This is a genomic window from Phormidesmis sp. 146-33, assembly GCF_052939515.1.
The window spans coordinates 22608-33546 of sequence record NZ_JBJPHU010000077.1 but is presented as its reverse complement, the minus strand read 5'-3'; the positions used below and the strand labels follow the sequence as shown (position 1 = coordinate 33546).

Genomic DNA, 10939 nt, shown 5'->3' with positions numbered 1-10939 from the left:
TCCGGCTTGACATTCAAGATAATCGCTAAATCCCCCATGCTGGGGGACTTTGAACCGCGAAACTGCCTTAAATTCTAGAATTCCTGCTTTCTCAAAGTCCCCCAGCATGGGGGATTTAGGGGGCAAAGCAACCAGGCAATCATCGATCTTATTCAATTCAGGATTCTAAACGTTGAATCTAAACAGCATCACATCGCCTTCTTGCACCACATATTCCTTGCCTTCACTGCGAACCAGTCCTTTTTCTTTGGCCGCATTCATCGCGCCCGTGGTCACCAGATCCTTGTAAGCCACCGTTTCTGCCCGAATAAAGCCTCGCTCAAAATCAGTGTGAATGACTCCTGCGGCTTGAGGGGCAGTCATGCCTGCGTGGATTGTCCAGGCGCGAGTTTCTTTGGGCCCCGTAGTGAAGTAGGTTCGCAGACCCAACAGTGCGTAGGTTGCGCGAATCAAAGACTTTAAGCCGCCTTCCTCAACGCCCAACGAAGATAGGAAGTCCGATCGCTCTTCTTCTGACAGTTCTACAAGCTCTGATTCGACTTGAGCCGAGACGATCACCGCTTGAGCATTCTCCTCAGCAGCCAGGGTTTGAACTTGCTTCGTCCAGTCGTTTCCACTGGCAAGCTCATCTTCGGCAACGTTGGCGGCGTAGATAATCGGCTTGCGAGTCAGAAGTCCCAATGGTTTGATCAACAGTTCTTCTTCTGGAGTCAACACAACTTGTCGGGCAGGCTTGCCTTCGTTGAGAACTGGGAGCAGTTTTTCTAGGGCGGCCACTTCGACTTGAGCTTCTTTGCTCGTCCGGGCGAGTTTGCGGGCGCGTTCGACTCGTTTTTCGATCTGACTCAAATCAGCCAGACCCAATTCTAAGTTAATGATTTCAGCATCGCGCACCGGATCGACCGACCCAGACACATGAATGATGTCGTCATCCTCAAAGCAGCGTACCACATGTACGATCGCATCCACTTCTCGAATGTTGGCCAAAAACTGATTGCCCAGTCCTTCACCTTGACTCGCCCCTTTGACCAGCCCCGCGATATCAACAAACTCGACCCGCGCCGGGATGATGTCTACTGAGCTAGAAATGGTTGCCAGCACGTTAAGCCGCTCATCAGGTACCGCGACGATGCCCGTGTTGGGTTCGATCGTGCAAAAAGGATAGTTGGCCGCTTGCGCTTTGGCATTGGCCACCAGGGCATTAAATAAAGTCGATTTTCCAACGTTGGGAAGTCCAACAATCCCGGCTCTTAGCATGTCAGTCTCAGGTTATGCCCTGTGTAGGAGAGGCCATAGACCATCCTATCCAATAATTCGCCCCTGACGACGGGTAAACTCGCGGTCAATGTCTAAACTGGGCTGGGAATCGGCTGAGGAATCGGAGCAGGAACAGGCTCAGGAGTCGGGCTGGGAATCGGTTCGGGAGTCGGACTGGGAATCGGTTCGGGAGCAGGATTTGGAGTCGGGTCAGGCAAGGGGATCGGCGGCTCAGGCGTTGGGTAGACCATATCAAAATTCACTCAAGACTTTTCTAATGTAGAAGTCAAATCGGTTGTGAACCTCTACCCTTTGAGAAATTGCTCGATCGCAACAAGTGCTGCCCCCAACACTCCACTTTTTCTTACTATTCAAACAGTTGCACTCCAAACAATTTAGCGATACAGTTTAGTCATTCGAGTTTCTCAAACCAATCAAAGCTCTTGGCGCTAGAAGCATTTGCCAGAAGTGCTGCAAAGTCCGAGATTAAACATTAGTTCAAAAGACCACCAGGAGACGAATCCATGATTGATCTTTACTATTGGATGACCCCCAACGGCCACAAGATTACGATGTTTTTGGAAGAAGTTGGGCTGCCCTATACGATCGCGCCCATCAATATCGGCAAAGGCGATCAGTTTCAGCCCGAATTTCTGAAAATTTCGCCCAACAATCGAATTCCGGCGATCGTCGATCACGAGCCTGTTGGCGGCGGGGAACCTATTTCTGTTTTTGAGTCGGGTGCCATCTTGCTCTATCTAGCCGAAAAAACTGGAAAGCTGATCGGTGAGGATTTGCGAAGTCGAGTTGAGGTACTGCAATGGCTCTTTTGGCAAATGGGCGGACTGGGGCCAATGGCGGGTCAAAATCACCACTTCAATCAATATGCACCTGAGAAGATTCCCTACGCGATCGACCGCTACGTTAAAGAAACCGGACGACTCTATGCTGTTCTCAACCAGCGTCTCAGCGATCGTGAATTTGTAGCAGGCAACTACTCGATCGCCGACATGGCCGCTTATCCGTGGATCGTGCCCTACGATCGCCAGGGTCAAAATTTAGAGGATTTTCCGCACCTAAAGCGCTGGTTTGAGGCGATTAAAGAACGTCCGGCGACGATTCGAGCTTATGAGAAAGCGGAGGCCTTTAAGACTCAAAATCTTAGTATCGAAGAAACGCGATCGGTCTTATTCAACCAATCGGCAAGTACGGTGCAACGCTAAAAGAGCGTGAATTCGACGAAATTTTGTCTGAAAGTTCCCCAGGATTGGCAGCTTGGGGGACTGAGGCTTGAACACAAAGCGAAAATCTTGCATCGAATTCACGTCCCGTTAAAAAGATAACGCTGCCTACCTATCAAGAGATTCAATGGAAGCAAAGATCCCCTTCAAAAAGTCGGGGACAGGCTTGAGGGAATTTTTTTGCTTTAGACCGAAAAGCTTGGCTTAGATTTCCTTGCTGGGGCTTTTGACTGAAAAATTTGTCTTCTGTCATTGCAGTTAACTCCAAATCAACTTCAGCCGCCACTACATTTAAGTGCAGACCTAGCAGAATAGCTTTACCCGACTTTGTTTGCCGCAAATAGTCCATTGCGGGTTGGATATAAGGAACAACAACACTGTAGTAGAAATCAGGAAAAGCTAACTGCAAATCTTGAGAAGTTTCATAGCCCATCTTGTCCGCAGAACCCACTTCTTGAAGTTCTTTAAACAGAGCAGGGAGTTTCTCTAGGTAGTGGGGATCACTTAGCTGTCCGATTAAATCAGCGGCACGCACCAAACCTGGATAAGTGTCGATGTCAGCGTGCAGTCCGTCCTGGGGTGCCGGAAACCGAGTCATTTCCAGGTTGTTTTTGAGAATTTCTAAGTCAATCAGCGGCTCATGGCTAAAAGCTTCGTCGATAAACTGTTTGCCGCGATCGACATGAAAGGGCGTAAGACTGGCATCGGTAGCTGTCTTGGGCAGCGAGACCAAACAACCGCATCCGTCACTATATAGGGCTTGCTGGGGGCGATCGCTTTGACAAATCCCTCCCACATAGCCAATGTCATGACACAGCAGCGCGACAATTGTGTGAATCCAATCCTGGGATGAGACGTCACCATCTTTTTGCAGTTTGCCCTGTAGGATTCCTTGCCCGGTCAGCGTCACCAAAACCGTATGTTCGAGGTCGTGATAGGCAGCAGTGGTACGAGCGATCGCGCCTAATGTCGTGTGAGCGATCGCAGTAATCAGACGAACTTGTTCGAGGGTTTCGTATCCATAAGCCGATTGATAGCCTTGCTGCAAACGCTGCACGCATTCGTGAATGATGATTGCTGCGTTGAATCGTTTTAACATGGTGAAATCTCCGGAGCGGGGGTGCCAGCGGCAACTATGAATGGGAGTTAGTTGAGTAGTGGTGGAGATGCATGAGAGCGGATTAATAGATTGCAAGGTGAAGTGATGTTGACGATCGCCGCCCCTCAATTTCCCTAAAGCCCTCCAAAAAGAGAATCTTGAATCCGGCTTCCTCCTTCTTTGAGAAAGATGAGGTTAATAGAACGCAAATTCGATGAGGTTATCCAGAATTTGGGGATTTAGGGGACTGTCCAAATTAATAACCGCAGTGAAAGCTTTCATCGAATTTACGTTAATAGAGAGTTGTAGTCCGATGGTGTAGAGCGCCATCCTGACAGAAGTGAGCGGAGTTTAGACACTAGACAGATGGGGCTAAGGTCTGATGTCTAAGGTCTGATGTCTAAGGCTTTTTCGGACTCCTGACGCTTGTTGCTACCCCTGATTTTGTGAATGCAAAACGGCTGAGTATCAGTCATCAATGCGTTGCACTTTGCCTGATAGTAGGGCTTGTTGCAGCAATATGATGGTGTCAATATTATCTAAGTCAAAATAGACACTAGCGAGCCGTTTTAGCTGTTGTTCGGTCTTGGATGAGAGATACCCTGACTGTATGACCCTAGTCGCAATTTGGCGAAATAAAGACATCACAAGAGTTCTGTATGAATAGAGGAATGTGCTTTTTCTGACTCTTCTACGGTAGATCTGAAAAATGCAGGACTTGTGCAGAAATGTAACTTAACGTGAATTCGATGAAATTCCTCGCTGTAGCGATCACTCTAGGCAGCCCCCTAAATCCCCCAAGTTTGGGGGACTTTGAGCAAGAAATCCTGTCCGAAAGTCCCCCAGATTTGGGGGGTTGGGGGGCAGAAGCGTTAAATACCGAAGCGAAAAAACTCTATCGAATTCACGTTAACTTATACCCAATCAATTTGTTAATGCTACAGAGCCTTCGCGCCCTAAATTCCCCAGAATGGGAGACTTTGAATCTATTAACCCGCGAAGGCGGATTTTGTTCTCTTAGCTGCGGTTTTAACCGCCAAGCTGTCTATCCAACAAAGGCAAACCCCATCTAATTCGCCTCACTTTACCAACCCAAGGCAGCAGAAATTTGGGCAGGAAGCTGCATGGCTTTAAAGGGTTTCGTGATGATCCCGGCGATGTTGAGTTTGGCGAAGCGACGTAGTTCGGCAGCCTGAGCCTTGGCCGTCATAAAGAGTACAGGAATCGATCGCGTTGCAGGAGTCGCTTGCAGGGCCTGCAGGGTGTCGATTCCATCCATATCGGGCATCATTACGTCGAGCAAAATTAGATCGAGTGGTTCACAGGTCGCGATCGCCACTCCCTCACTGCCACTGGCCGCCGTCATCACCTGCCAACCACCCACCGCCTGAAGCGTCACCTGAGCCACCGCCCGAATGTCGTCGTCGTCATCAATAATTAGAATTCGCTTACTCATGATTGCCCCTTCTGGGTCGAGGGCTGAGTCATGCGGTTTAAAAGCGCGATCACTCGCTGTTCAAACTGCTGTGGCGTAATGCGTCCTTTGGTGAGAAATAGGGTGTGATCCAGCGTGAGGCGATCGCGCTCTTCTGGCTCTAGCTCTCGTGCCGTGTAAACGACTATCGGCAGACGGTTGAGGTGATTGTGCTGCCGCAGCCAGTCTACGATCGCAAACCCATCGCCTTGAGAAATGCTCAAATCTAACACCAGCAGATCCGGCATGATTTCTTGACTCAGGCGAATTGCGTCTTGTCCCGTTTGGGCGTGAAAGGTCTTGAGGTGGTGGCGAGTGAAAATTGCAATCAGCAGCCTTGCCAGATCCAGATCGTCCTCAATGATTAAAATGCGAATATTCTGATAGGGCTTGTTGAGCGCTCGCTGTAAGGTTTGCAACAGCACTTTTCGATTGGGGGGTTTGACGACCCACCCGTTAATTTCAGGACGATCGACCTGCGTTGCGTCGGGGAGCAGTCCGCTGAGGATCACGACCGGAATCGCTTGTGTTTCGGGCTGACCTTTTAGCCTGGCCAGCGTCTCCCAGCCGTCCATTTCTGGCATTATCAGATTTAATAGCACCACTTGGGGACGAGCCATTCTAGCTTGCTCCACCGCTTCTCGGCCCGATGCGACTGCCAGCACTCGATAGCCTTGTTGGTGAAGGACGGTTTGGATCACCGATCGCACCGAAGAATCATCATCACACATCAGCACCAGGGACGCATTGTCAAGTTGAGGTTGGTGAAGGGTCGCCTCCTCGACTTCCCAGAGGGCCGGAAGCTGCACCCAAAACGTACTGCCTTCTGCTAAGTGGCTCTCTACCCAAATTTTGCCATTGTGCTGCTGGACAATACTGCGACAAATCGCCAGACCCAGCCCAGTGCCCCCCTTTTGGCGCGAGTCAGAAGCATCTACCTGTTGGAAAGGCTCAAAAATGGCTTCTAACTTCTCTAGCGGGATGCCTCGCCCGTGGTCTTGAACAGAGAGAAGGAGATAGGGTGTCGGGGGATCTTGATCGCCCTCTGCTGGCTCATTGCCTACTTCCCCAGTTCTCACTTCTGCTTTGAGCCAGACGGTATCACCCGAAGACGAAAACTTGATGGCGTTACTGAGCAGGTTGACCAGGACTTGCACAATGCGATCGCTATCGACCCATAAGCGGGCAGATAAAGCGGAAACCACCAGCGCCACATTTGCTTTGTCTGCCATGTCTTGAACGGCTTCGACTGATTGAGTAAACAGTGCGGCGAGGGTGCAAGTTTCTTTGTTCATCGCCACTTTGCCCGATCTCACTCGCTCAATATCCAGAATGTCATTAATTAGCCGCACGAGGCGATCGGTGTTGTTTGAGGCAATATTAAGCATTCGCTGCGCCTGTTCGGGCTGACTTTGTAGCACGCCGCCCGCCAACAAATCTAGTGCCACCGATATCGAGGTGAGGGGTGTTCGCAGTTCGTGACTGACGATCGACACAAACTGTTCTTTGAGCCGTTCAACTTCGCGGCGATCGCTGATATCTTTCATAAAGCCGTAGTGACCAATGAATTGTTGCATCTCGTCGTAGGCTTTCACCAGCACGATTTTTTGCTCCAACACCGACTGATTTTTGTGGACAGCCCGGACTTCTACCTCAGCTTTGTCATGGCTCAACATCTCCTGATAGGCTGCGATCGCCAGGTTGCGATCGTCCACATAAATCAGATCGTGCCAGTGCTGCCCTACTAAGTCTTCTGGCAAATAGCCTAACAGGTGAGCGTAGGCAGATTTGACCTTGGTATAGTAACCCTGACAATCAACTTGAGAAATGCCCACAACCGCAACTTCCAGAGCTTGACTGAGGTGAAGAATTTCTTCTTCGTCTTGCTTTTTAGCGGCTTGTGCCTGGGTTTGCTCAGTAATATCTGTCGTCGAACCTACCAGCCGAATCGGAGTCCCCGCCTTGTCCCAGACGGCCTGAGCGCGAGACTGCACCCATCGGTAACTGCCGTTTTTGTGGCGCAGGCGATAGATTTGGTCTAACTGAGGAATGCGGCGATCGAGATAGTCCTGTTCGGTTTGGAGTACCCGCGCTCGATCGTCTGGGTGGATGCGAGTTTGCCATTCAACATTGCTGTCAAGGAGTTCGCCTGGCGTATAGCCCAACATTTGACCCCAGCGAGTCGAACGATACGCCGTATTTGTCGTGAGATCAAGATCCCAAATTCCGTCGTTGTTGGCTTGAATGGCTAACTGCCAGCGTTCTTCACTGCGGCGCAACTGTTCTGTGATGTGTTCTCGGTCTCGGTCTGCCTGACGGCGATCGTTGATGTTGCGAAAAATGCAGCGCATCGACACCGGTTGCTGATCGACAAGGCGAAAATTTAAGCTGCCTTCGAGCCAGATCCGCTGCTGATTTTTGGCATTGAAAGCCACCTCCAGATTTGCGATCGCTTCGCCCACCGTCAGGCACTGGCGCAGATTGTCGCAGCGTCCCCCACAGTCAGGAAAAGCCAGATCAAACAGCGTCAGGGTTGCCAAATCTGATTCGTCGTAGCCCAGGGTCTGTTTCCAGGCGCGGTTGACGTAGAGAAATCGCCCTGCCATATCGACGCTGACAATCAAATCGTTGGAATTCTCAAACAGATCGCGGTATTGCACCTCGCTTTCTTGTAGCGCCAGCGCCAACCGTTGTTGAATGGCGGATTCCATTGTAATTTGATGGTTGATGGCTTCTAGCTGACGGGTACGATCGCGCATCGCTTGAGCAAAATAAGTAACCAGCGCCAGCAGCGCCGCCATCGATAACCCTGCCCCCAACACGACATTGGTCAGCAAGAAAGAATGCGGAGATAAGGAATCTGTCGAATACAGCCAGACACGCACCTGCCAACTTTTGTGACCTTTGAGGGTAGCTGTTTGAGTCCCCATCCCAGCGGAGCGGTTAGGGTCAGAATGGCGCTGATAGAGCGTTTCTCCATTTTCTAATACAGCGATGTTGTAAGTCGGCGGCACGTGGGCGATCACCGTCCCAAAGAACGTAGGCGCATCAAAGGTGCTGAAGAAGAATCCATCAAACTGAGAAGCCGAAGCGCTGGGTCGTAAAAAGAGCGGAACCAACCCATGAAAGTGGGACTGTCCGTAGGTACGCAACGTGATCAACCCCGATGGCAGGGAGCCTTGACTCAGACGGCTGGCTTGCAGGGCTGTTCGCTGCGCTTTTAAGAGTGAGAGCCGATCGGGATCTGGCATGGAGGGCGAGGTAGCAGAAATCCAACGCGGCTGAAGGGTGCGATCGATCCACTCAATACTTTGCAACCCTGCGGTGTCTTTGATGTATTGACCCGCGTCGACCTGCCATTCGGCTTGAGGCGTGCCGCCCCGAATCTGCCAGCGTTGGGCGGACCGATTTAGCCCCAGTGAGACAGCATTCAGGTCAGCTTCTAAAATCCTGGCGGTGCTGGCTGCCATTTCTGTTAGATTGCGCTGAGTTTCTGCGGCTTGTTGCACTTGGAGCGATCGCCAGATCCCCAACGTCAGAGCGACCACACCCAAACTCATCAGACCTGGCAACCATCGCCTATTCCAGGGGGCCATTTTCTTGATCCTTGCGACCCCGGTTTTCATCACGCTCTCCTGATAGCACCTGATTTCTTCCTGCTAATTTTGCCTGACGCAGCCGCTGATCGGCTACTTGATACAAGGCTTGCCAGTCGGCTCCATCTTGAGGATATTGCACAATGCCTGTACTAAAGGTGACGCAGACGGGACTTCCTTGAGTCGAGTCAAAAGGATGGGCCCGGAGTTGGTTTAGCAAATTTTGCAATCGCTCAACCGCAGACGATCGCGCCACATCATACATTGCCACCACAAACTCCTCGCCGCCCCAGCGCCCCAAAACATCCTCTAGGCGAAAGGACTGCTGCAAAATAGTCCCCAATTCGTGCAAGATGCGATCGCCCGTCGGATGGCCGTAAATCTCGTTAATCTGCTTAAAGTAATCGAGATCCAGCAGGGCGATGCTAACGGGCTTGTCTTGCCGTTTTGCTAGGGCCAGCAGGCGTACTAGCTCGTGGGTTGCTTTGCGACGGTTGGCCAATCCGGTGAGCGAGTCGGTGTCTGCTAATGCCCGCAGGAGGCGCGATCGCTCCAGTCGATTCAGAATGCGGATGACAAATTCGGGGCCGACGATCGGTTTGCTAATGTAATCGTCAGCCCCCGCTGTAAACACACGCTGAATCGTTTCGGCATCGCGTCGGGCGGTCAAAAACAGCACAGGCAGACTGCTCCAGGCGGGATCGTTGCGTAATTGCAGACAGAGGTCAATCCCACTGATCCCAGGCATTTCGATATCTAGCACCAGGAGGTCGGGCACAATTTTCTTGAGGGTGTCGGCAAACTGTTCTGGCTGGCTGAGGGTGTGTATCTCAAAGCCCCAGGGCATCAGCCATTCTTTTAACGTTTGCAAAATCAGAGGGTCGTCATCGACTAGCATTAATCGCGCTTCGGTTGAGTGGTCGGCAGGGGGCAGATACCCATTGTCAACTGTTGGATTGTCTAAGGAAACAAGTCCGCGATCGCCTGCTTGATATTGGCGATCTAACTGCTCAATTTCTTGCTGCAACTTTTGAACCAGTGGCTTGAGCGACTTAAGTTTGTCAGATTTTGGAGGATGTTTTCCGTCTAACAACTGCTCAATTTCGCTTGCCAACTCTGATCCATCCATCGTCCCAAACATGCCCAGCGAACCCGCCAGCTTGTGGGCCTCCTGACAGGCTTCTTTTTGCTGCTTTACCGAACTTTGTTGCTTGGCTAAAAGCGTGACGGTTGCCTCAATAGTGGCAAATCGCTGCTGTAGCTTTTCTCGTGTCTGTTGCCAGATCTGTTGTATTTCTGCTGCGACGACCTTTGTTGGTTCTGGCGCTGACGGCTTTTTTGATTTTTTAGCGTTCTTCTTAGGGTTGTTAAAAGTGCTGTCATCTGTGGTTTGATCAGGCTTGGGAGACGGCTTGAGACGATAGCCGATCCCATACACGGTTTCTACAGGATCTTGCTCTAACCCGGCTGCCTTGAGCTTTTTGCGAAGTCCTTTGAGGTGCGATCGTACCGTATCTTCGGTGGGGGCTTCTTCATCAAATGACCAAAGCTGGTCGATCAGCGCACTGCTGCTAAAAATTCGCTGCGGATTCTGCAAAAAAATCTCCAGCAGCTTGTACTCCTTGGGAGTCAGCCTCAAAGCACGATCGGCACAAGTGACGGCACGGCTGTTGAGATCAAGCTGTAAGCTGCCCCACTTTAGGTCTGGTAGCCGCGTTTCACTGTCTCGTCGTCTCAGCAGGGCGCGAATTCGAGCCAGCAGTTCGGGTAGATCGACGGGCTTAACCAGGTAGTCGTCTGCACCAGCATCTAGGCCAATCACTTTGTGCCCACTGGCGCTTTGGGCCGTCATCAACAAAACGGGGGTAGACTTGTGGTGCGATCGCAGTCGCTTACAAAACTCAATGCCGTTGAGTCGGGGTAACTGCACATCCAGCACGATCACGTCATAGTCGCAGGTGTCCACCAGATCCCAACCCGCCAATCCGTCTACTGCAACATCGACTACATAGCGGTGATCGATCAGCACTTTGCTCAACTGCTGCACGACTACTTCATCATCGTCTACTAGCAAAATCCGCATTATTAGAAATTGCGCTGGTCGATCGTAGGGGAACGATCGCAGCAAGGCAAGAATTTAGGGATATTATTTCATCTTTCAGGAATTCTAGTTGTTTCTTTTTAAGGCAGCATTAAGACTCCGTTAAGTGGCTCGATCGCCGTCAGCTACACCACATAAGGTCAAAGCTTTCCAGACCATAATCTTGATCAA

General features: G+C 50.9%; 9 protein-coding genes. 2 read left to right on the top strand and 7 right to left on the bottom strand.

The genetic code is table 11. The features are described from left to right. Positions 1–165: 165 nt before the first annotated feature. Both ychF and ACJ2PR_RS24550 read right to left on the bottom strand, forming a co-directional pair. Positions 166–1257, bottom strand: a complete 1092-nt coding sequence (gene ychF / locus ACJ2PR_RS24555; RefSeq protein ID WP_446870107.1) for a redox-regulated ATPase YchF — start codon at positions 1255–1257, stop codon at positions 166–168. A 92-nt stretch (positions 1258–1349) separates the two neighbouring features. Then, positions 1350–1508 (bottom strand): hypothetical protein, encoded by a 159-nt coding sequence (locus tag ACJ2PR_RS24550; RefSeq protein ID WP_446870106.1) that lies wholly within the window; start codon positions 1506–1508, stop codon positions 1350–1352. Between the two features lie 273 nt (positions 1509–1781). Here ACJ2PR_RS24550 and ACJ2PR_RS24545 point away from each other — a divergent pair, with 273 nt between their 5' ends. Beyond that, the gene (locus ACJ2PR_RS24545; RefSeq protein ID WP_446878908.1) at positions 1782–2480 is read left to right on the top strand and encodes a glutathione binding-like protein; all 699 of its coding nucleotides are present in this window, start codon (positions 1782–1784) and stop codon (positions 2478–2480) included. A gap of 142 nt (positions 2481–2622) precedes the next feature. Here ACJ2PR_RS24545 and ACJ2PR_RS24540 read toward each other — a convergent pair whose 3' ends face one another. Both ACJ2PR_RS24540 and ACJ2PR_RS24535 read right to left on the bottom strand, forming a co-directional pair. Next, the gene (locus ACJ2PR_RS24540) at positions 2623–3597 is read right to left on the bottom strand and encodes a metal-dependent phosphohydrolase (RefSeq protein WP_446878907.1); all 975 of its coding nucleotides are present in this window, start codon (positions 3595–3597) and stop codon (positions 2623–2625) included. 468 nt (positions 3598–4065) lie between these two features. After that, the gene (locus tag ACJ2PR_RS24535; RefSeq protein WP_446878906.1) at positions 4066–4242 is read right to left on the bottom strand and encodes a hypothetical protein; all 177 of its coding nucleotides are present in this window, start codon (positions 4240–4242) and stop codon (positions 4066–4068) included. 104 nt (positions 4243–4346) lie between these two features. Between ACJ2PR_RS24535 and ACJ2PR_RS24530 the strand changes: the two genes are divergently transcribed. Continuing rightward, positions 4347–4670, top strand: coding sequence for a hypothetical protein (locus tag ACJ2PR_RS24530; protein ID WP_446878905.1), 324 nt, complete (start codon positions 4347–4349; stop codon positions 4668–4670). Between the two features lie 11 nt (positions 4671–4681). On the opposite strand, the gene ACJ2PR_RS24525 is transcribed toward ACJ2PR_RS24530, so the two are convergent. The 3 genes from ACJ2PR_RS24525 to ACJ2PR_RS24515 are packed head-to-tail and all read right to left on the bottom strand — an operon-like array spanning position 4682 to position 10750. Next, a complete protein-coding gene (locus tag ACJ2PR_RS24525; RefSeq protein ID WP_446859670.1) occupies positions 4682–5053 on the bottom strand; it encodes a response regulator in 372 nt (123 codons plus the stop codon). Further along, complete coding sequence (locus ACJ2PR_RS24520; protein ID WP_446878904.1) at positions 5050–8697, bottom strand: PAS domain S-box protein; 3648 nt, start codon at positions 8695–8697, stop codon at positions 5050–5052. Before ACJ2PR_RS24520 ends, ACJ2PR_RS24525 begins: the two co-directional genes overlap by 4 nt. Continuing rightward, complete coding sequence (locus ACJ2PR_RS24515) at positions 8651–10750, bottom strand: response regulator (protein ID WP_446878903.1); 2100 nt, start codon at positions 10748–10750, stop codon at positions 8651–8653. The genes ACJ2PR_RS24520 and ACJ2PR_RS24515 overlap by 47 nt, the downstream gene beginning before the upstream one ends. Positions 10751–10939 lie beyond the last annotated feature (189 nt).

Bases quoted from the DNA above. Each gene is read 5' to 3' on its own strand.
- ychF (WP_446870107.1), bottom strand. From the start codon at position 1,257: ATGCTAAGAGCCGGGATTGTTGGACTTCCCAACGTTGGAAAATCGACT.
- ACJ2PR_RS24550 (WP_446870106.1), bottom strand. From the start codon at position 1,508: ATGGTCTACCCAACGCCTGAGCCGCCGATCCCCTTGCCTGACCCGACT.
- ACJ2PR_RS24545 (WP_446878908.1), top strand. From the start codon at position 1,782: ATGATTGATCTTTACTATTGGATGACCCCCAACGGCCACAAGATTACG.
- ACJ2PR_RS24540 (WP_446878907.1), bottom strand. From the start codon at position 3,597: ATGTTAAAACGATTCAACGCAGCAATCATCATTCACGAATGCGTGCAG.
- ACJ2PR_RS24535 (WP_446878906.1), bottom strand. From the start codon at position 4,242: ATGTCTTTATTTCGCCAAATTGCGACTAGGGTCATACAGTCAGGGTAT.
- ACJ2PR_RS24530 (WP_446878905.1), top strand. From the start codon at position 4,347: ATGAAATTCCTCGCTGTAGCGATCACTCTAGGCAGCCCCCTAAATCCC.
- ACJ2PR_RS24525 (WP_446859670.1), bottom strand. From the start codon at position 5,053: ATGAGTAAGCGAATTCTAATTATTGATGACGACGACGACATTCGGGCG.
- ACJ2PR_RS24520 (WP_446878904.1), bottom strand. From the start codon at position 8,697: ATGAAAACCGGGGTCGCAAGGATCAAGAAAATGGCCCCCTGGAATAGG.
- ACJ2PR_RS24515 (WP_446878903.1), bottom strand. From the start codon at position 10,750: ATGCGGATTTTGCTAGTAGACGATGATGAAGTAGTCGTGCAGCAGTTG.